Annotated in this window: 20 protein-coding genes; 8 read left to right on the plus strand and 12 right to left on the minus strand. The window is 54.5% G+C overall.

Annotation, left to right across the window (positions count from 1 at the left end; all coding sequences use genetic code 11):
• The first annotated feature begins 88 nt into the window (after nucleotides 1-88).
• Nucleotides 89-1,348: an MFS transporter gene (locus tag FHS19_RS20750; protein WP_183583698.1), complete on the plus strand. Its 1,260-nt coding sequence runs from the start codon at nucleotides 89-91 to the stop codon at nucleotides 1,346-1,348.
• A 133-nt stretch (nucleotides 1,349-1,481) separates the two neighbouring features.
• Here the strand turns inward: FHS19_RS20750 and FHS19_RS20755 are convergent, their stop codons facing one another.
• The 7 genes from FHS19_RS20755 to FHS19_RS20785 all read right to left on the minus strand — a co-directional run bounded on the left by FHS19_RS20755 (nucleotide 1,482) and on the right by FHS19_RS20785 (nucleotide 8,700).
• Complete coding sequence (locus FHS19_RS20755) at nucleotides 1,482-2,552, minus strand: sulfate ABC transporter substrate-binding protein (protein WP_183583978.1); 1,071 nt, start codon at nucleotides 2,550-2,552, stop codon at nucleotides 1,482-1,484.
• Nucleotides 2,553-2,763: 211 nt separating this feature from the next.
• Nucleotides 2,764-3,828: a sulfate/molybdate ABC transporter ATP-binding protein gene (locus FHS19_RS20760; RefSeq protein ID WP_183583699.1), complete on the minus strand. Its 1,065-nt coding sequence runs from the start codon at nucleotides 3,826-3,828 to the stop codon at nucleotides 2,764-2,766.
• Between the two features lies 1 nt (nucleotide 3,829).
• Nucleotides 3,830-4,627: a sulfate ABC transporter permease subunit gene (locus tag FHS19_RS20765; protein WP_116231956.1), complete on the minus strand. Its 798-nt coding sequence runs from the start codon at nucleotides 4,625-4,627 to the stop codon at nucleotides 3,830-3,832.
• Nucleotides 4,624-5,439, minus strand: coding sequence for a sulfate ABC transporter permease subunit CysT (gene cysT / locus FHS19_RS20770; RefSeq protein WP_183583700.1), 816 nt, complete (start codon nucleotides 5,437-5,439; stop codon nucleotides 4,624-4,626). Before cysT ends, FHS19_RS20765 begins: the two co-directional genes overlap by 4 nt.
• A gap of 327 nt (nucleotides 5,440-5,766) precedes the next feature.
• Complete coding sequence (locus FHS19_RS20775; RefSeq protein ID WP_183583701.1) at nucleotides 5,767-6,678, minus strand: DMT family transporter; 912 nt, start codon at nucleotides 6,676-6,678, stop codon at nucleotides 5,767-5,769.
• Nucleotides 6,679-6,779: 101 nt separating this feature from the next.
• Nucleotides 6,780-7,778 (minus strand): alpha/beta hydrolase, encoded by a 999-nt coding sequence (locus FHS19_RS20780; protein ID WP_183583702.1) that lies wholly within the window; start codon nucleotides 7,776-7,778, stop codon nucleotides 6,780-6,782.
• 37 nt (nucleotides 7,779-7,815) lie between these two features.
• Nucleotides 7,816-8,700 (minus strand): MBL fold metallo-hydrolase, encoded by an 885-nt coding sequence (locus FHS19_RS20785; protein WP_183583703.1) that lies wholly within the window; start codon nucleotides 8,698-8,700, stop codon nucleotides 7,816-7,818.
• Nucleotides 8,701-9,010: 310 nt separating this feature from the next.
• Here FHS19_RS20785 and FHS19_RS20790 point away from each other — a divergent pair, with 310 nt between their 5' ends.
• Nucleotides 9,011-9,556, plus strand: a complete 546-nt coding sequence (locus FHS19_RS20790) for a helix-turn-helix domain-containing protein (protein WP_183583704.1) — start codon at nucleotides 9,011-9,013, stop codon at nucleotides 9,554-9,556.
• Nucleotides 9,557-9,684: 128 nt separating this feature from the next.
• On the plus strand, nucleotides 9,685-10,086 hold the full coding sequence (locus FHS19_RS20795; RefSeq protein WP_116231952.1) for a secondary thiamine-phosphate synthase enzyme YjbQ: 402 nt from the start codon (nucleotides 9,685-9,687) through the stop codon (nucleotides 10,084-10,086).
• A gap of 175 nt (nucleotides 10,087-10,261) precedes the next feature.
• Here the strand turns inward: FHS19_RS20795 and FHS19_RS20800 are convergent, their stop codons facing one another.
• From FHS19_RS20800 to FHS19_RS20810, 3 genes are all read right to left on the minus strand, one after another.
• Nucleotides 10,262-10,846, minus strand: a complete 585-nt coding sequence (locus tag FHS19_RS20800) for a TetR/AcrR family transcriptional regulator (RefSeq protein WP_076173442.1) — start codon at nucleotides 10,844-10,846, stop codon at nucleotides 10,262-10,264.
• Between the two features lie 5 nt (nucleotides 10,847-10,851).
• Complete coding sequence (locus FHS19_RS20805) at nucleotides 10,852-11,484, minus strand: YigZ family protein (RefSeq protein WP_183583705.1); 633 nt, start codon at nucleotides 11,482-11,484, stop codon at nucleotides 10,852-10,854.
• 107 nt (nucleotides 11,485-11,591) lie between these two features.
• Nucleotides 11,592-12,947, minus strand: coding sequence for a glucose-6-phosphate isomerase (locus tag FHS19_RS20810; RefSeq protein ID WP_183583706.1), 1,356 nt, complete (start codon nucleotides 12,945-12,947; stop codon nucleotides 11,592-11,594).
• A gap of 213 nt (nucleotides 12,948-13,160) precedes the next feature.
• Here FHS19_RS20810 and FHS19_RS20815 point away from each other — a divergent pair, with 213 nt between their 5' ends.
• Complete coding sequence (locus FHS19_RS20815; protein ID WP_183583707.1) at nucleotides 13,161-14,060, plus strand: NAD(P)-dependent oxidoreductase; 900 nt, start codon at nucleotides 13,161-13,163, stop codon at nucleotides 14,058-14,060.
• Nucleotides 14,061-14,185: 125 nt separating this feature from the next.
• On the opposite strand, the gene ppnP is transcribed toward FHS19_RS20815, so the two are convergent.
• On the minus strand, nucleotides 14,186-14,503 hold the full coding sequence (ppnP, locus tag FHS19_RS20820; protein WP_076173446.1) for a pyrimidine/purine nucleoside phosphorylase: 318 nt from the start codon (nucleotides 14,501-14,503) through the stop codon (nucleotides 14,186-14,188).
• Nucleotides 14,504-14,552: 49 nt separating this feature from the next.
• Complete coding sequence (gene tkt / locus FHS19_RS20825) at nucleotides 14,553-16,595, minus strand: transketolase (protein ID WP_183583708.1); 2,043 nt, start codon at nucleotides 16,593-16,595, stop codon at nucleotides 14,553-14,555.
• Between the two features lie 435 nt (nucleotides 16,596-17,030).
• Between tkt and FHS19_RS20830 the strand changes: the two genes are divergently transcribed.
• From FHS19_RS20830 to FHS19_RS20845, 4 genes are all read left to right on the plus strand, one after another.
• A complete protein-coding gene (locus FHS19_RS20830; RefSeq protein ID WP_183583709.1) occupies nucleotides 17,031-17,723 on the plus strand; it encodes a response regulator transcription factor in 693 nt (230 codons plus the stop codon).
• 181 nt (nucleotides 17,724-17,904) lie between these two features.
• A complete protein-coding gene (locus tag FHS19_RS20835; protein ID WP_183583710.1) occupies nucleotides 17,905-18,825 on the plus strand; it encodes an ABC transporter ATP-binding protein in 921 nt (306 codons plus the stop codon).
• The gene (locus tag FHS19_RS20840) at nucleotides 18,822-19,571 is read left to right on the plus strand and encodes an ABC transporter permease (protein ID WP_183583711.1); all 750 of its coding nucleotides are present in this window, start codon (nucleotides 18,822-18,824) and stop codon (nucleotides 19,569-19,571) included. The genes FHS19_RS20835 and FHS19_RS20840 overlap by 4 nt, the downstream gene beginning before the upstream one ends.
• Before the next feature lie 83 nt (nucleotides 19,572-19,654).
• Nucleotides 19,655-20,566, plus strand: a complete 912-nt coding sequence (locus FHS19_RS20845) for a sensor histidine kinase (protein WP_183583712.1) — start codon at nucleotides 19,655-19,657, stop codon at nucleotides 20,564-20,566.
• Nucleotides 20,567-20,709 lie beyond the last annotated feature (143 nt).

Consider the following 20,709-nt stretch of genomic DNA (forward strand, 5'->3'; position numbering starts at 1 on the left):
TGATGCGGATGCCCGGGTGAAGTCCTTCAGCCATTCCAAGTTCGCCATCGTTGTAACGTAAAATTCGAGAAGAAACGAGGTCACCTGCATGGAGCTTTTCCGCAATGCCACATTTGTTAAAATGTTTTTGGCCAACTTCGCGTCCCAGCTTGGGTCGATGGTTGGCAGCATGGCTTTCGCCTTTTATCTCGTCGACCGCTTCAGCAACCAGCCCGCCTACGCGACGTTAGCCGAGCTGATGTATTCTCTGCCGACGCTGGTCGTGTTCCTGTTCGTCGGCGTGCTTGCCGACCGACTCGACCGCAAACGCATCGCCGTCAACAGCGACTGGATCCGCGCGGTCCTCTCCCTGGTCCTGCTGTTCGCGATATCTGAAAATTGGATCGTCGGCGCGTTTGCCCTTCTATTTCTGCGCAGCGCTATCTCGAAGTTTTTTGCGCCTGCCGAAATGAGCCTGCTCCAGGGGGTAATGAAGCCCGAACAGTATGTGCAGGCCTCCAGTCTGAACATGTCCATCTCGGGCGTATTCATGCTCTTCGGCATGAGCCTCGGATCGGCTGCTTACTATTACCTCGGCATTGAAGGCGCCATTCTGATCGACTTGGCCAGCTTCGTCATCTCCGCCCTGCTTCTCATGTCATGCCGTTTTCCGCAGCATGTCTCCCAGCCTAATGGTAAAGTGCGTTTAAAAGACCTGAATCTGAAAAGCATCACCGCCGACTTCGGCATGGGCTTTCAATACATCGTCCGTTCGCGCCTGCTGCTGGCGATTATCCTCGGATTTTTCTTCTTCGGCATCGTCAACGGCGTGTTTTCGATCCTGCCCCTCTTTACGATGAAATACAAGCTCAGCCCGGAGCACTACGAAGTGTACACACCGCTGGTGATGGTGTTTCTTGGGATCGGCTACCTTGTGGGCAGCGCCATCAGCACCCTGCTCATCAAAAAAATCGGAAAAGTCGGCGTGCTGATCACCGGACTGTTCCTCATCGGCATCATTACGCTGGTCGCCGGCGGTTTCCACCACATTCAGCTGTACTTGGGCACGATGGTGCTGCTCGGCGTGATCCTCGCACCGATCAACGTTGTGCTGGGCGGATGGCTGCCGGAGCTTGTCGATCCCCAAAGCATGGGCCGTGTCAGCGCCTGGATCGAACCGCTCAACACGACCGGCCAGGCGATCGCGCTCGGATTTCTGGCCGTCGCCTTCCCCGGCCTGGTATCCGTCACCGCACTGTACTGGATCCTGGCGGCCAGCGTCTTTATCGTCAGCGTCTATTACCTCGCCGTCCTGCCTTCGCTCAGCCGCAGGCACCAGCAAGAGATGAACGTCGACATGCCCGGCTGATGCCGGGCTTTTTTGCTGAGTGGGGATATACCTTCGTCCGCCTACTGGCCATTCTTGCCGCCGGGCACAAAAAAAGCAGGCCCCGCCAAGCGGTCACCTGCTTCAACCCATTTACTGCTCCGATTCCTGCCACTCAAATCCCCGCCAGCACCTGGTACCACACGCCCCGCTTGGAGTAGAGCGTGCTGCGCACCTCGTCCCAGCCGCCGAGGTAGTTGATATCGAACAGCCCTTTCGGCACCGGATACTTGGCCGCGTTGGCCTTCAACACCTCGTCGTCGACGGGGCGAAAGCCGTGTTCAGCGAAGATTTCCTGCGCTTCCTTGCTCCACAGGTACTTCACGAACGCCTCGGCTACCTTGGTGGTGCCGTGCTTCTTGGCAAAAGCGTCCACGACGGCGGCCGGATTCTCGATCAGAATCGTGTTCTCCGGAATGACGACGTCGTATTTGACGCCCTGCTGGATGCGCGCCAGGAGCTCATTTTCATACGTCACGATCACGTCGCCCACGCCGTACTCGAACGCCGCCATGGACGCCCGGCCGCTCTTGTCGAGCGACTCCACGTTCTTGTGCACCTGCTCCAGGAAAGCCTTGGCCGCGGCAGGATCCTTGTGTCCCTGCTGCTGCTCCGAGGCCTTAAGGCCAGCACCGTAAATCGCGTTGATGTCCCACTGCGCTCCTCCCGAAGTCTTCGGGTTGGGGTACAGCACTTTGACCCCCGGCTTCGTCAGATCCTGAAAATCCTTGATCCCCAGCGGGTTCCCTGCCCGCGTGCCCAGCACGGCGATCGACCGGGTAACCATGCCCTGGTCCGGGTTTTTCGTCTTCCAGTCCTTGTCGATGAGCCCCGCGGTGACGAGCTTATCGACGTCTCCTTCCATCGCGAGCAGGGTGACGTCGGCCTCAAAGCCGCCGGCAATCGCGCGCGCCTGGGTTCCCGACGCCTCATAGGCCTCCTGGAACTTGACGGTCTGCCCGGTCTCCTCCTTCCACTCCTCCTGAAACTTCGGCAGGATGTCGGCCATCGCATCCTTCGCCACGCTGTACGCGCCGATCACCAGGGTGACGTCGCCGCCAGCCGCCGATACCGTGCCGTTCACCGGCGCATCCTTGCTGCAGCCGGTAAAGACGAGAATGCAGGCCAGCAGCAAAGCGCCGAGAAGACCCGGGCGGAGTGCCGGCTTTCTATCGTAATTTTGCATCGTCTGCTTTCGCATCGTCTGCCACTCCTTTAGGCTGAAACTTGCCGTGTTTGCCGCATCAGCCTGCCGGGGGGCAGGCTGGAATCGTAATATGGATGATCTTCACCGAGGCAGTATTGCTGTGTCGGCTCCTAATCACGGAAATATCCGTGTTAAGTAAGTATTTGTCGAGTCCAAGATGAGATTTCATAGCAATGGTACTCGGATCCCTCTAAATAATGACCGGCATCGGATCAACCTTGAGCCGGTTCTCTTCAATCCAGCTGTGCTCGTCGTTAAACAGGTAAGCACGGTGCACCAGCACCCGTACCGGCTGACCCGGCTGCAGCGTATCCTTTTCCAGCGAGCGGTACGTCATCAGCTTGTGGCCGCCGACTTCGACCTCCACCATCCACTCGCTGCCGCGGAAATGCAGATGGCGCACGATACCTTCCTCCGTCGCCGACAGCACCCGGAATTCGTCTGGCCCGCCGACTTCGATGTACTCCGGCCGGATGAGCGCCCGGGTGCCGCCGCCCCCGGCAGCTTCCTCGAAGCCTTTCAGCTCGCGGGCATTTTCTACCACGGTGGACTCCCCGATAAAGGTCGCGACGAACGGCGTCTTCGGTTCTTTGTAAATATCCCACGGGGTGCCCTTCTGTTCCAGACGTCCCTGATTAATGATCATGATTTCGTCGGCTACCTCAATCGCCTCGTCCTGGTCATGCGTCACGAAGATCGACGTAATACCCACCCTCTCGATCAGCTCCCTGAGCCAGGAACGGAGCTCCTGCCGGATCTTGGCGTCGATCGCCGCAAACGGCTCATCCAGCAGCAGCAGCTGTGGCTCCGGCGCCAGCGCCCGGGCAAAGGCGACCCGCTGACGCTGCCCGCCAGAGAGCTGCTGCGGGTAACGCTTCTCAAAGCCCGCCAGTCCGGTCAGCTCGACAAGCTCCATGACCCGGTCCTTGATCTGCGACTTCGGCGTCTTCTTCACTTTCAGGCCAAACGCGATGTTGTCGAACACCGTCATGTGCTTAAACAGGGCGTAGTTCTGAAACACAAACCCGATGCCCCGCTCCTGCGGCGGAAGCGCGTTGACCAGCTCTCCGTGGAAGCGAATTTCCCCGCTGTCCGGCGACTCCAGCCCCGCAAGCATCCGCAGAATCGACGTTTTGCCGCCGCCGCTCGGCCCGAGCAGACCGATCAGATGGCCCTTTTCAATCCCAAAATGCACATCCTTTACGGCATGAAAATCACCAAAATGCTTGTTCAATCCGCGAACTTCCACATGCATATCAGCGCACTTCCCTTCTTTTTTTGGCCCATTCCATCAGGAGGAGCAGACTTACCGAAAAAGCAGCCAGAACCAGCGCAACGCTGTTGGCCGAAATGACGTTAAAATTTTCGACGTCCTGGTACACCAGCGTCGTCGCCGTTTGGGTCCTGTTAATGATATTACCCGACACGACGAGCACCGCCCCGAACTCGCCCAGCGAGCGCGCCACCGTCAGCACGATGCCGTAAATGACCGCCCAGCGGATCGACGGCCAGGTTACCTTCCAAAACGTCGTCCAGCCGTAGGCTCCCAGCGTCGAGGCAGCTTCTTCCTGCTGAGCCCCGATCTCCTGCAGCACCGGCATCACCTCGCGCACCATGAGCGGAAAAGTGACGAACAGCGTGGCAATGACCATCCCCGGAAAGGCATACACGATTTTAAAGCCAATATCTTCGAAAAACGCCCCCACCGCGCTTCCCGGCCCCAGCAGGAGCACGATCATCAGCCCCCCAATGACGGGGGACACCGCATACGGCAGGTCGACGATGCTGTTCAGAAATCGCCGGAGCCCGCCGCTCATCCAGCTGCCGCGAACGAGATAGATGGCCATCATCATGCCGAGCAGCGTGTTCAGCACCGTCACGGTGACGACGATGAGCCCTGTCATCATCAGAGCGTGCAGCGCCTCAGGCCTTGCCAGGGCATCGCCCAGACCGCCCAAACCACCTTCGAAGGCACCCATGACCATTTTGCCGAGGGGAGCGATCAGCAGCAGGAAAAAGACCAGGTATGTCAGCGTAATCCACAGTTTCTTCATGCTCTCTTCCCCTTCGTCTGCACAAAATTCACGACCCAGAGTATGACAAAAGACAGCGTCAGCAGCAGAATCGACACGGCGGCGGCCCCGGCGGTATTGTCGCTCTCAACCTCCCCGTAAATAAACACGGAGGCGATCAGCGTCCGGCCCGGAATGTTGCCGGCGACGAGCACGACGGCCCCGAACTCCGCCAGCGCCCGGGAGAAGGCCAGCATCCCCCCGCTGAGCATACCCGGCAGCATGGACGGCAGCACGACTTTGAAAAAGATTTTGGTGCCCGAAGCCCCCAGCGTACGCGCCGCCTCCTCCTCGGAAGGATCGATTTCCTCCAGCAGCGGCTGTACTGCGCGGATAACGAAAGGAAACGTGACGAACACCATGGCGATGACGATCGCCGGCTGATGGAACACAATTTCGAAGCCGAGCGCCTCGGCGGCTCCGCCGATCAGGCTGCCCGGTCCGAGCAGAAGCAGAATCATGAGGCCCCCGACCGCGGTCGGCAGGGCAAACGGGAGATCCACCAGGCTGTTCAGCAGCGATCTGCCCGGAAAACGGTAGCGGACGATCACCCAGCCGATCATCGTACCGATCAGAACGTTAATCATCGTGGCCACGAGGGCCAGTTTCAGCGTAAGGAGCACGGCTTTCCATGCGATCGGGTCTTTCACGCTTTCGGCAAAAGCGCTCCATCCCAGCGAGAACGAATGATAATACACTCCCAGCAAAGGGAGCACGACCAGCAGTACAAAATAAAGAAGAACGGTGCTTCGAAAACCCCAGGTCCAGCCTTTATGTCGCAGCAGTGTATTCACTTGACCCCTCCCTGCCTCCGGGAATCGGCCCGGTCGGCGCTTGAACGATTGATGATTTCCATTATAGATTAAATTATTCCTATTTGACTACTTGGTTTTTGCTTATCAGTACTTTACCAAAAACTGTCTCACACCGTCAATACAAAAATAGATTTATTTCCAGTCTTTATTTACGCCGCGAAGAAAAGGGCCTGCACGAGTGCAGGCCCTGTATTTTTCAGTCCGAAACATCCGGCCCATTTCGGGGCAAAGTTAAGGCTAACCGTAATGATCCTTTGCCTGCCTCATCGAGGCCGTGTACGACGGAATTCCCAGCATTCCACTCTGTTATCGCTTCACCACGGACATCTGGAGTTGATCGGCATGCGCATTTCCTTTCGAGCGTCTTTGGAACGTCGCCAGGATAACGCCGCAAACAATCAACACCGAACCCGCAACTTGCATATAGGTAACCGGCGTACCTAGGATGAAATAGCCCGATACCATCGCAACGAATGGCTGCAAATTTAGAAACAGGGACGCCGTCGCGGCGCCCACCTTGCGAATTTGTGCGTTCCAGACAATTGCGCATAATCCTTGGATAAGCAGCGCGGATCCAATTAAGGCAAGCCACCACCCGTAGTACGAAGGCAGTTCAGCGTGCGGTTCGCTCCAGAGCGATACCGGGAGTACCGCAACACAACCCAGTACCGTAGAGTAAGCCGTTGCCGCTAGCGGATCCATGCGCTCTGTCAGCTTTTTCATAAGAATGACTGAACCGGAAAAAGCCAGCATGCAAATCAGCATCCATCCAATCCCGGACGAGATGCGAAGCATGAAACCTGCGCCATTTACCACAACGAAAAAGACACCGGCAAAAGCGACGACCGATCCGATCGTCATCCGAAGCGTAAACGATTCCTTCAGAAACAAGCGGGCAAACAGCGCAGTGCAAATCGGTGATAACGATAATACCAATGAAGCCGTCGTCGCATCGACCGTGCGCAGCCCCGTAAAGAAGGAGACCTGATGCAGCAGCATCCCCACTAGAGCATACGGTATGAGGTACACGGCATCCCGCAGCGTAACCTGCCCCCATCGCCGGGTCACAATCAAATAAACGAGCAGGAACACCGAGGAGACGGCAAGCCGATAGGCCGATAGATGCAACGCGGGAAAAGCTTGCAGCAAAAGCGACCCCAGCACGAAGTTGCTACCGTAGAGTGATGCGCAAACCAATAGAAGCAGATAGGATCGCAAACGATTCGCCTTCTTTCAAAAAGGTGGGTACGAAAAATAGCCTGCGGCAGCATGCCGCAGGCCTCGGTTAGGCATATGAAGCTTTAGGCACTGCGCCCGGGTTATTTCGCCGGGATGTACGTTTCGTCCAGGAAGACGCGAATAGCTTGGAAAGCCTGCATCCTGTTTTTCTCCAGCAGCACCATGTGCGTTCCTTCCCCAATCTCTACCCAGCGGCGATAAACGGCGCCGGTCAGTGACGTGAAGAAGTTTTGCGCCAATTCAAGGGGCACATCGATGTCCCATTCCGCGTGAACAAGAAGGACAGGCACCGCGATCTCCTTGGGTTCATAAAAAGCTCTGTTAGCCGTCCAGTATTGACGGATGTCCAGAATCGGACCATTGGTCGCCCGAATATGTCCCGGGTGGGCGCTTTGGCTCCCCGGGTCGGAGGCTAACGTCGCTTCGGTCCATTGCTCGAACCAGCCTTCCGGAATCAGATCGCCGCGTTTATCTTCAGGGGCAGCGCTTAGCCAGCGTTCCTTCGTGCTTCCGACCGGGACGAGACGATAGGAGCCAAGCGCACCTCCGGTATCGATAGGGACCGGTTTCGTACTCAGCCACTGAGGTGCGACAAGAATAAGCTTATTTACTTTATCGTTGTTTCGGCTCGTATACGCCCCGGCAACCGTTCCGCCCCAGGACATTCCCAGAATGTTGACCTTCGATAAATTTCGATGTTTTATAACGAAGTCTACCGCCGAGCCCAGGTCGCGAACCCCCGTTTCCGTGCGAACCAGCGGAGGGTTGGAGTCAGCGGGCTGCTCCATTTCAGGGGGTCTCGTCGAACCCCCGTAGCCGCGTACATCCACGGCATACACGTCGTAACCATGGCTGGCCAAATAGTCCAAGAACGTGAAACCATCCAATTCAACGTCATACAAACTGCCGATCGGATATGTGGCACCGTGAACCATGACAATCGTTTTCTCGTTCGTGAACGTGTTCATGGAAGCCGGACGTTTGTTGCGTACATAAAGCTCGATTCCGGACGTATCGCTGGGGATACGATGGTCTTCGGTCAAAATCGGTATATCGTGCCTAAAATCGTTTGCCGTCATGGTGTCAGCACCTCTCAATGTGATTTATGGTAGTTTATTAGATGAATTCCCATTTGAATCCGTTGCCGTCACGAGTCACGTACCCCGCAGAACTCCCCGGAAAGTGGGTACTGAAATAAATGATGGGCCGATCCGCGACATACTCCAGTACTCTGCGCCGGGAAACGCGTGCTTGTTCCGTGAATTCGCAATACATGGAATTCCACTCGGGACGATATACCTGAAACGGATGGTGCATCACATCTGCGCCGAACAAAGCTTCTTCTCCGCCGGACATGAGGCTGATCGACATTTGACCGATGCTATGGCCGGGAGTCGGAATAAATTTGAACATGTCGAGGAACTCTCCCCCCTCGGGAGGGATCGTTTTCACCAGTCCAGCTTTGACGACAGGCAAAACGCTCTCTTCGTATGCGTTAAAATTAGGTTCGTTTTCTTTATTATGACTGGCCGGGCTGGAGTAATATTGTTGTTCCGAAAGCGGAAATACATAGGTGGCGTTCGGAAACGTCGGTACCCATTTACCGCCTGCTAGCCTTGTATTCCAACCGACATGATCCACATGCAAATGCGTCAACAGGACATAGTCCACGTCTTCCGGCGTAACCCCCGCCTCTTGAAGACTTTCGAGGTAGGGCAGCTTTAGGTTGGACAATTCCGGATTATACGGAAGATTTTTATCGTTTCCCGTCGCGGTATCAATAAGGATCGTATGGTCCGGAGTCTTCACGACCCAAGTTCCAATACTAACGACAAGCTGGGAATCCCCGTCGATTAGACCGGAAGGCAGGGTATCCCGATTCTTTTCCAGAAACGCCGGGTCCCACGAGCCCGCAAAATAAATTTCCGGCGGGACGCCGCTCAGCGTCATTTCCGTGACACGGGTTACGGTCGCGTCGCCTACTTTATAGACTTTGTTCATTTGAAATCCTCCGGTTTTCGTTCTGAATCGTAGATCGCTTGGGACAACTATCGTATCGTATTTATAATGGGACCTTCATCTATCCCGAGAATTTCGTTCTATATGGAAATGGTTGATGGAATTCATAAATACCCGGGTATGAGGCTGCACATCAACCTTGATATAATAGTAGTTCTTAAACCCTGATATTTCAACGCTTTTACAGCGTAATTCCCTATGTTTCAAAATGCTTGATACCACTGCAAATATCCGATATGATACACGTAAAAATTACGTTCACAGCGAAATTTTCAGGTGAGGAGGACTTCTGATGAATTCAATCGGCGATACCATTCGAAGTACGAGAAAAAAACAAAGATTGACGCTTAAAGAGGTTTCCACCATGGCCTCCATCTCTTTGTCTTTTCTTAGCGAAATCGAACGCGACAAGGTGAATCCATCCCTAAGCGTTCTCAAGCGCATAGCTAACGCTCTGGGCGTGAATTTTACCGATCTGTTCGGCGAGGAGAAACGAAGTATCATTATTAGAAAAAACGAACGAAAACCTCTCGTTCATTCCGAGGGTTCCAGAATCACTTGGTATGCACTCAGTCATGGAAGCAGCAACAAGATGGGACCGATTTGGGGGGTTCTTGAAAAAGGTGCAACATCAGGGGACGTCGGCGTTGGACATCCCGAAGGGGAGGAATTTCTTTTTATCCATACCGGACGTTTGGAGTTTATCCTCGGAAATGAGCGGTTCACACTCGAAGAAGGCGACAGCATTTATTACGATGCCCGAACGCCGCATAGCTACAAAAATATCGCCGAAGGGGAAACCCTGTTGATTGCCGTTCCCTCTCCGGCTTCGTTCTAGATTAGCTTTATCCTGTGGATGAATAGGCTAGCCGTTCATTGTGCATGCGGCGCGGCAGTTGTATCATAGGCTTATGACATGTCCAATATCAGGTAAAAAAATACACTTTAGGAAAGGAGACATACGACATGCTGCATACCCTTGAATTAAGTACGGCGTCACGGGACGAAATGAGGGATATTACCCGTGAGATTATTTCGCTGGTTCATCAGAGTGGGGTCAAGGAGGGGACGGTGCTGATTTACTGCCCGCACACAACCGCCGGCATTGCCATTAACGAAAACGCCGATCCGGACGTCAAGCATGATGTGCTGCTGCGTTTGGATGAGGTGTATCCGTGGGAGCATCCAAAATACCGCCACGCCGAAGGCAACACGGCTTCCCATTTGAAGTCGATCACCTGCGGGCCTTCGCAAACGGTGATCATCACGGAGGGCGAGCTGCTGCTCGGACGCTGGCAGGGGATTTATTTTTGCGAGTTCGACGGGCCGCGCCGCAGACAATACCATGTGAAAATTATGAAGGGATAAGGAAACCACCGTCCGTATCCCCAAAAGCAGGCATGACAAAACAGGTGTCGGGGTGTGAGGCATTTCTGCATGCCCTCCCCTTCACCTCATGATCCTCCATCTGCCCACACTCACCACAGCATTTATACGTTGGCGCAATACCAATTCACCGTTATAAAGTAAGTACCTAAAAAAATTACCGCAGACTGCGGCAGCATATCTTCACATGCGTGATGGCCGCGGGTTTGATCTCCTCAAAAGTCACGCGATCCTGGATGTAATACGATATGAATCCGTGCATGGACAAAAATAACGTTAACGGCAGATTGCGGCAATGATCGGGGCCGTGCTCCTCCTCGTTCATGTAACGTCGCACCATGGAGGCAAACAGTTCGAAGCAGCGCCCCTGCTCTGAACGGCAGTAGGACAGCAGTTCTTCGTCCCGGATCATGAACATGATCTCGTACTGATAAGGATGGTCCAGGCCGAAACGGATGAATTCCAGCATGAGCTGTTCCACCTTGGTCAAGTCCTGGGTCGGAGCGACCTTGAGCACCTTATTCAGCTGTACAGCGAGATTGTTGAAATCCTCTACCACGATGGCGTAGAACAATTCTGCCTTTTCCTTGAAATGATAATATAAGGAACCATGACTGTAACCTAAATGCTGACCAATACTGCGCATAGAAATGGCCCGGTATCCCTTGGTCACAAACAAATGCCTGGCCGCTTCCAGAATCCTCTCCCTCGACAACTCCTGTTCCACTGCTCTTCTTGCCATAGACCTTATTCCCCTTCAATAAAATAAAGCTTTTCGCCCTCCGTAATCAGGGATTGCCCCTGCGTCAAATCCACCATCCACGACATAAACGTCTCCGCTTCGCGGTCTTCCGGCAGGCACGTCAGCCGCACCTTATCCGTAAACACCGTTTCCCCCATTCGGACCTCGCGGCCCCGAAGCTCGTTCTCGACCTTCCCCAGCCAGGTATAGTCGATCTCTACAAAAACCTCGCGGTGCAGCACACACGTAATGGCTTCACCCGCTTCAATCGCCGCCACGGCACCGTCCGTATATGCCCGGATCAGTCCTCCCGCCCCCAGCATAATGCCGCCGAAGTACCGGGTCACGACGATCGCCACATTTTTCAAACCTTGATTCCGGATCACCTCGAGAATCGGCTTGCCCGCCGTTCCACTTGGCTCTCCGTCATCCGACTGCTTCTGGATTTCATCCCTCTCCCCGATCATGTAGGCGGAGCAGTTATGCGTGGCGTTCCAATGCAGCTTCTTGATTTCTTCAATAAAAGCGTTTGCATCATCTTCGCTGTCCACCGGTTTCACATGGCCGATAAAGCGGGACTTCTTAATGACAATTTCCTTGGATCCCGCCCCCCGGACGGTCCGATAGCGATCAATCATATTCATGCCCTTTCATATTTGCTAAGAAAGCAGTCCCCCGCTGTTGATTAACCGGTGAACTGCTTCCCTAGCCTTGTATGTCTATTCAAAAGTTGCTGATGTTATTCTTATTCGGACAGTCTTGCTTCCAGCTTCGCTTTTTCTTCTTCATAGCCCGGTTTGCCGAGCAAAGCGAACATGTTCTTCTTATAGGCTTCCACGCCAGGCTGGTCAAACGGATTGACGCCAAGCAGATAGCCGCTGATACCGCACGCCTTTTCAAAGAAGTACACCAGATATCCGAAGGAATACGGAGTCATATCCGGTACGGTTACGATCAGGTTAGGAACCTGTCCGTCTGTATGTGCCAACATCGTGCCTTGGAAGGCTTTTTTGTTGACGAAATCCATCGTTTTGCCAGCCAGGAAGTTCAGGCCGTCCAAATCGTCCGGATCGCTTTCGATCGTAATTTGCTTCGCTACATTGTCCACCTGGATGACGGTTTCGAAAATGTTGCGGCTGCCTTCCTGAACGAATTGTCCCATGGAGTGCAGATCGGTCGAGAAGTCGACGGATGCCGGATAGATACCCTTGTAGTCCTTGCCTTCGCTTTCGCCGTACAGCTGTTTCCACCATTCGGATACGAAGTGAAGAGAAGGCTCGTAGTTCACGAGAATCTCGATGGCTTTGCCTTTGCGGTACAGTGCGTTACGCACGGCAGCGTATTGGTAGCTGAGGTTCTCATGCACGTTCGGGTTGCTGAATTCCTTGGAAGCGTCAGCGGCACCCTGCATCATCTCTTCGATGTTGATTCCGGCTGAGGCAATTGGCAGCAGGCCAACCGCAGTCAGTACGGAATATCTTCCGCCCACGTCGTCCGGAATGATAAAGGACTCATAGCCTTCTTCATTCGCAAGCTTCTTGAGGGCTCCTCTTTCCTTATCGGTTGTTGCATAGATGCGCTTGCGGGCTTCTTCCTTGCCGTATTTCTTCTCCAGCTCGGCTTTGAAAATACGGAATGCAATCGCAGGCTCCGTCGTTGTGCCGGACTTGGAAATGACGTTCACGGAAAAGTCCTTGCCTTCGATCAGATCGAGCAAATGCGCCACGTAAGTGGAGCTGATGTTGTTGCCGGCGAAATAGATCTCAGGCGTCTTGCGCTTGTCCTTTGGTAATACATTATAGAAGGAATGGGACAGAGCTTCAATCGCCGCGCGTGCGCCGAGGTAAGATCCGCCGATTCCGATGACGATCAGAACGTCAGAATCGCTTTGGATTTTTGCTGCTGCTTTTTGGATGCGTGCAAATTCTTCCTTGTCGTATTGGGTAGGAAGATCGATCCATCCCAAGAAGTCAGAACCGACGCCTGTCTTGTTATGAAGCTGCTCGTGAGCGAGTCGGATCGGCTCCGCCAGATAATCCACTTCGTGCTGACCGATAAAGGAGAGCGCCTTACTGTAATCGAAATTTAATTTGGTAGACATATCTAATGTAAACCTCCTAGTTTGGCTTCATCTCTATTCTATTTACGCTCCGAAAAAAACAGCTTTAGAATAGGATACTGTAATTGGACTGCATTTGGCAAGGACAATATGAAGCTTATCCACCCACAATTTCACTTCTTCCCCCATGGATTGTCGCATGGCCTCATGGTACACTTAATGAATGCTTATATCTCACAGGAAAAGGTGATTCTCATGAAAAAAATAGGCTTCATCGGACTGGGCACCATGGGAGCGCCCATGGCTTCCAATCTGTTAAAACAAGGTTACGAGGTAACCGTCTATAACCGCACGGCTTCCAAGTCCGAGCCGCTTGTCCGGGAAGGCGCGTCCCAAGCCGCCACACCTGCCGAAGCGGCCGCAGGACAGGACGCGGTCATCACGATGGTCAGCAATGACGATTCCATCCGCGAGGTGTTTTACGGCGAGGATGGCATTCTGAAAACGCTGGCTCAAGGCACCACCGTCATTGACAGCAGCACCATTTCCCCGGGGCTCGTAAAAGAGCTGGCCGCCGAGGTTCACAAGCTCGGAGCCAATTTCCTCGACGCACCGGTTACCGGCAGCAAGCCGGCGGCCATCGACGGCACACTCGTATTTATGGTCGGCGGAGAAGCTTCCGTGGTGGAAGCCGCATCCGGCCTGTTTGATACGCTGGGCAAGAAGGTCATCCATATGGGACCAAGCGGCAGCGGTTCCGTTGCCAAGCTCGCCCATAACACGATGGTCGGCATCAACAACCTGGCCCTGGCGGAAGGCTTCGCCATCGCCGCCAAATCCGGTATTCCTGCGGACAGCTTCCTTGAGCTGGTACAGCTCGGTTCGGCCGGCAGCAAGGCTGCGGACCTGAAAGGCCGCAAAATCATCGACCACGACTTCAGCAACCAGTTCTCCCTTGCGCTGATGCTCAAAGACCTGAAGCTTGCCTCCTCCCTCACCGACGCCACCGGCGTGCCGTCCCCAATGCTGAACCTGGCGAAAAGCCTGTTTCAAGCCGGACAGACGCAGGGCTTCGGAGATGAGGACTTGTCCGCTGTCGTCAAATGCTATGAAGCATGGATCGGACAGACGATCGGCGGCAAGCCGCTGCAATAATTGGGACAGGCTCCTTCCATATACAGCCATAGGTTGAATGGAACGGCACCAAATTATGCAGAAAAGATGAGTTTAACCGGAGAGAAAAGGGTAAGTCCGCCAGATGACGGACTTACCCTTTTTCGTTACTCCGCCGGGTAGGAGCAGCAGTAATCGGTTACGCTGAACACTTCCAGAGCGAATTTGGAATGGGCAGGCACGTGAAACGTGTGTGCTCCCTGAATTTCTTGCCAGGATTCTTCACCGGGAAGAAGGACCTTCAGGTGGCCGGACAGGATTTCCATAATTTCAGGACCGTCCGTCCCAAATTCATACGTGCCCGGAAGCATGATTCCGAGCGTAACCTTGCTACCATCTTCCAGAATGACGGTGCGGCTGGTCACCTGGCCGTCATAATAGACGTTGGCTGCTTTGACGATGGTGGCATTGCTGAACTGCGACATGTGCTCACTGCTCCTTTTGAACTCAAAATATGAATGAAACGGCTGGACCTTACAGCAGCGCTTTGACACGGCTGACTACATTGTCCACCGTAAATCCGTATTCTTCGATGACGCGGTTGCCAGGAGCGGATGCGCCAAAGATGGAGATGCCGAGAATGTCGCCTTTGTCGCCGACATAACGTTCCCAACCGAATGGAGAAGCCATTTCGATGGCAAGACGCGCTTTGACGTCAGGCAGCAGGACGGAATCTTTGTAAGCTTGGTCTTGTTTCTCGAACAGATCCCAGCTTGGCATGCTGATAACGCGAACTTCGATGCCCTCTTTGGACAGCGCTTCGGCGGCTTTCACAGCCAACTGTACTTCGGAACCCGTAGCGATGATTTGCACTTGAGGTTTGCCGTTCTTCGCGTCGGCTACCACATAAGCACCGCGCTTGATACCTTCGCGTGCACCCTCGGCTGTAGCGGCCAGGATCGGCAGGTTTTGGCGCGTCAATACGAGCGCTACAGGGTTCTCTTTATTTTCAACCGTGTAAGCCCAGGCAGCCGATGTTTCGTTGGCGTCAGCCGGACGGATCACAGTCAATCCAGGAATGATGCGCAGCGATGCCAGCTGTTCGATCGGTTCATGGGTAGGACCGTCTTCACCAACCGCAATACTGTCATGAGTCAGAACATAAGTGACAGGCAGCTTCATGATGGAAGCCAGACGAACCGCCGGACGCAGGTAATCGGTAAATACGAAGAACGTACCGCCGAATACTTTCAGTCCGCCGTGCAGCGTCATGCCGTTCATCACTGCAGCCATCGCGAATTCGCGTACGCCGAAGTAGATGTTACGGCCTTCGCGGCTGTCAGGCGTGAAGTTGGACAAATTGTTCAGGTGAGTCATCGTGGAGCTTTCCAGGTCAGCGGATCCGCCCAGAAGCTGAGGTACGCCGCCAGTAAGACCGTTCAGGGCGTTACCGGAAGCGACGCGTGTGGATACGGCTTTGTCTTCCACGGAATACTTCGGAAGATCCTTATCCCATCCTTCGGCAAGGTCGCCGGCAACGGCTTTTTCGAATTGAGCGGCCAGTTCAGGATAAGCTTTCTTGTAAGCTTCGAACTGCTCGTTCCATTCTTTGTTGACTTTCACGCCGTGTTCTTTCACTTTCGCGAAATGAGCGCGAACTTCTTCAGGCACGTAGAAGTCTTCTTCGTATACCCATTTGTAAAATTCTTTGGTCAGCTTGGCTTCTTCCGCACCCAGCGGAGATCCGTGAGTACCGCCATGGCCGCCTTTACCTTGTTTGTTCGGGCTTCCGTAACCGATGACGGTCTTCACTTCAATCAGAGTCGGCTTGCTCGTTTCGGCTTGCGCTTCCGCAATGGCTTTCTCGATGGCCGGAAGATCGTTGCCGTCTTCCACGCGCAGCACTTGCCATCCGTATGCTTCGAAACGCTTCTGTACGTTTTCGGAGAAGGACAGGTTGAGTTTACCGTCGAGGGAAATGTCATTGGAATCGTACAGCATGATCAGCTTGCCGAGCTGTTGATGGCCCGCCAAGGAAGCAGCCTCGTGCGAGATGCCTTCCATCAGGTCGCCGTCGCCGCAGATCGCGTACGTATAGTGATCAACCACTTTGTAGTTGTCTTTGTTGTAAGTTGCCGCCAGCTGTTCTTCAGCCAGTGCCATACCAACAGCCATAGCCACGCCTTGTCCAAGAGGACCTGTCGTTGCGTCAACGCCAGCGGTGTGACCGAACTCTGGGTGACCTGGAGTCAGGCTTCCCCATTGACGGAATTGCTTCAGTTCTTCCATCGGAAGATCGTATCCGCTCAGGTGGAGCAGGCTGTACAGCAGCATGGAGCCGTGTCCGGCGGAGAGAACAAAACGGTCGCGGTTAATCCAAGTCGGATTCTCCGGATTGTGGTTCATCGTCTTTGCGAACAGCTGGTATCCCATTGGCGCAGAGCCCATCGGCATACCCGGATGTCCGGAGTTGGCTTTCTCGATCGCATCGATCGCGAGGGTACGGATCGTCGTAATCGACAGATTATCGATGGTCGCGTTCTCGGCCTTGTCAATCGCTTGATTCTTGTCAGTCATGGTTATCCTCCTCAGTATTTCTGGGAAATTAACATGAAGCGGGCACACTTGAAAGCACGGAAAAACCCGGCGGCTTAGAAGAACATCCGCTTGAATGTTTCATTTTGACTTATTATAACACTTGCCTTTCTTCTTTTCCATAACCTTTATCACCATTCCCCATGAAGAAGGTCATTATGCGGATCAAATCAGATCGGAGGAAGGGGCGGCAGATCCCCGTCGAAGCCATGAGCCGGGCGGGATTGGGCGAGGTTTCCCCCGCCCTCCGTCTGGCAATAGTTTCAAACATTTTTCATGTACCCTGCCGGTTGACGCGTCTTCCATCTATGACCCGCGCTGTCCGGTCCTGAAACAGCAAAAACCATTGGAAACGGCCGTTTCTTCGAGTATGATAGTTCGTAATTCAACTGCATGTAACCGAGGTGAAAACGACAAATGAACGGAAATACGCACATCCTGGTCGTGGAGGACGACAACGACATCAGCCGCCTGCTCTGCAGCGTCGTCCGCCGCGGCGGTTATACCGCACAGCCCGCCTTTTCCGGAACCGAGGCCCTCATTTATTTGAAGCAGCAGCCCTGGGACATGGTCCTTCTGGATTTGATGCTTCCGGGCTTATCCGGCGAGGAAGTGCTGAACGAAGTTCGGGAACACGGCGCTCCGCCGGTGATCATCATATCCGCCAAGGGCGACCAGTCCGGAAAAATCGCCGCCCTCCGCGGCGGTGCCGACGACTATATCACAAAGCCGTTCGATATCGAGGAAGTGTCCGCACGCATCGACTCGCATTTAAGGCGGGTCCATCGCGCCGCGAACTCCGCCAAGCCGGTGACCTATTCGCATAAAAATTTGGTCCTCGACCCGGAAGCCAAAACCGTTCACGCCGACGGTGAGCCCATTTCCTTGACCGCCCGTGAATTCGACATCCTTCATCTGCTCATGGCATCGCCCAAAAAGGTATTTTCCAAATCCAATCTGTATGAGAGCATCTGGGGCGAGGAGTTTCTCGGGGATGACAATACCGTCAACGTGCACATGAGCAATCTGCGCAGCAAGCTGGCCAAGGCTGTTCCCGGCGAGGAATGGATCGAAACCGTCTGGGGCATCGGCTACCGGCTGAAGCCGTGAGGAACCGATGGACTTAGGGGCGCAGCCTTCGCCCTGCAACCGCATGGCGTTATCCGCTGCAGTCCGGTACCGGACGAAGCACGGCTTCAGCTTAATCCTTTCTTAAGAATTGCCTTAAACTTCTCTTACGCTTTCCGCAATACACTGAGCCTATCACTGGAGGGAGGCTGATGAGAAAATCATGAGCGAATATGTTCTTCGCACCACGGATCTCACCAAAACGTTCAAAAACGGCATCGCTTTGGACAAGGTGAATCTCTCGATCAAACGGGGATCCATTTACGGATTCATCGGGCAAAACGGAGCCGGCAAATCCACGCTCATCCGCATAGCCGCAGGACTGGCCTTTCCAACGGAAGGCGCAGTGGAGTTGTTCGGATACAGCGGTCCTGCGGAAACGATCGAAGCGCGCAAACGCATCGGATCGATCATTGAAAGCCCGGCGCTGTTCCCGCAAATGACGGCGGAGGAGAATGTCGAAGCCAACCGGCTTCTGCGGGGCATACCCGGAAAGGATATCGTAAAACGATCGCTCGAATGGGTGGGCCTGGAAGAGACCGGCCGAAAAAAAGCGAAAAACTTCTCGCTGGGCATGAAGCAGCGTTTGGGTCTGGCAATCGCCCTGCTGGGTGATCCGGAGTTTCTCATTCTGGACGAGCCCACGAATGGGCTTGACCCCATGGGCGTCGTCGAAATGCGCGAGCTTCTCAAGCGGCTGAACCAGGAACGGCGGATCACCATCCTGATTTCCAGCCATATTTTAAGCGAGCTGCATCTGCTGGCCACCCATTACGGTATCATTCACCGCGGCGTCCTGCTCGAGGAGCTGACGGCCAAGGAACTGCAGGAGAAATGCCGGCAGTTCATTCATATCAAAGTCAACGACCCTGCCGCGGCAGCATCGGTCCTGCAGAACCGGCTGGACACCACGGAATTCGAAGTGATGCCGGACGGTTCCATCCAGCTCTACGATCATTTGGAGCATCCCGGGCGCGTATCGACCGCACTCGCCGCATCCGGCCTGGAGATCGAGCAGTTTATGCCGAAAGGCGAAGACCTCGAGACGTTTTTCACGAAACGGATCGGAGGTGTGCAGCCATGAGCAACGTCATCAGAGCAGAATGGTTCAAGCTGCGCAAGGACCTCTCGTTCCGGACTCTGTTCCTGTGCATTGCGGCGGCCGCCATCGTGTACCCCCTGCTCATCATCATGGACCATACCGCCGGCGAGCCGGAAATCACGAGCCTGGCGTTTATGCAAAATGTGCTGGCCGGCAACGCCTATGTGCTGAAATTTTCCGCCGCCCTGCTGGCCGGTTTCTTTATTTCCAGCGAATATTCGACCGGCGTCATGAAATGTATCGCCTCTTCCGGCAACAGCCGGATCCGGCTGTTCATCGCGAAGCTGCTGGTCTTCACCGTCGGTGCCGTCATGCTTGCGCTTGTCCTGCCTGTGGTATCGACAGCCGTGATGGTGATCGCAAGCGGGGACGCAGGATCGTTACCGCTGCCTTTTGTCCTGCGCGCCCTGGGATTTACCGTCCTCTATGCGGCCGGATTTGCCGGCATCGCCGCCTTGTTCTCCACTCTGTTGACCGACAGCGGCAAATCGATCGGCTTCCTGTTTATCCTGTTCCTACTGGCCGATTCCCTGTTCGCCGGAGCCGGTGGATACATTCCTTTCATCGGAACACTCTACGACTACTCCGTCTTCAAGCTGGTCAATAACGTGCCGATCCTGGAACGAAGCAGCGGACAGCTCACCGCCATGACCGTTGTTCCGGTCGTCTGGTTCCTGATGTTTGGAGCTTTGGGGATTCTGGCCTTCCGGAAGAAGGAGATTAAGTAGAAACAACTCCCTGCGGTAGATTTGCTGCAATAAGTGAATTTCTTTTCGTGGGGAACCATTTCACCTAAGGAGGCGGACAAACGATGCTCTACCTCACGATAGTCGCTATCGCCGTAATCGCTCTGCTCGTCGTCCGCCTCCTGCGGATGCGCAGGGAACTTCGGCGAGTAACCGTCCAGCTGAAAAGCTACAACGAAGGCAGATCCGGCAAGAAAACCGATTTGTCCTATTACGAAAAAGGTCTTGAAACGCTTGCGGCTGAAATCAACCGTTTGATAGACCGGGTGACCGAGAGCGGCGCCCTGCAGCGCCGAACGGAAAACGAGCTGAAGCAGGCGATCGCCAACATGTCTCATGATATCCGCACGCCGTTGACGTCGATCTTCGGTTACATCCAGCTGCTCGAGGCCGATGATCTCAGTCCCGAAGAAAGGCATGCCTATTTAAGCGTCATAAAACACCGTTCGCAGCGTCTGCAGGCGCTGCTGAACGATTTTTTCGAGCTGTCCGTGATCGAGTCCACCGATTACGAGCTGAAGCCGGCGCGCATCCGTTTCGTCCCGGTGCTGCAGGGTGTCATCATGAGCCTGTACGACCAGTTCACCGACTGCGGCATCACCCCATTGCTGGAGTTTCCTGAAGAGGAGATCATCGGGTTCGCGGATGAGTCGGCCGTCAAACGGGTCATCGAAAACCTGCTGCTCAATACGATCAAGCACACGCGCGGCGAAGTCGGCATCGGGCTGAAGCGGCAAAATAACGAGGCCGTGCTGATCATCCGCAATGATGCCCCGCATCTCGCCGGAACCGATCCCTCCCTGCTGTTTGACCGCTTCTATACAGCGGACCAAACGCGCTCCGGTAAAGGGACCGGCCTCGGCTTGTCCATCGCCCGCAGCCTGATGGAGAAGATGGGCGGCCGGCTGTCCGCCGAGCTGAGCGGGGACGTGCTGACGATGACGTGCCGCTGGGGGCTTGCCGGCGGGAATTCTTAGGGGATGTTGAGGGATGTTGATCACCTTATAGGAGATGCTGTACGGGTTGACGTTTATACAAAAAAGAACCCCTTGGAATGGCTCTGCCGGGCTTCAGCCCTCCTGCCACCAAGGGGTTCTTTGATTGGCGTGTATATGGGTAT

It is taken from the genome of Paenibacillus rhizosphaerae (genome assembly GCF_014192015.1).
GTDB lineage: Bacteria > Bacillota > Bacilli > Paenibacillales > Paenibacillaceae > Paenibacillus_AQ > Paenibacillus_AQ rhizosphaerae.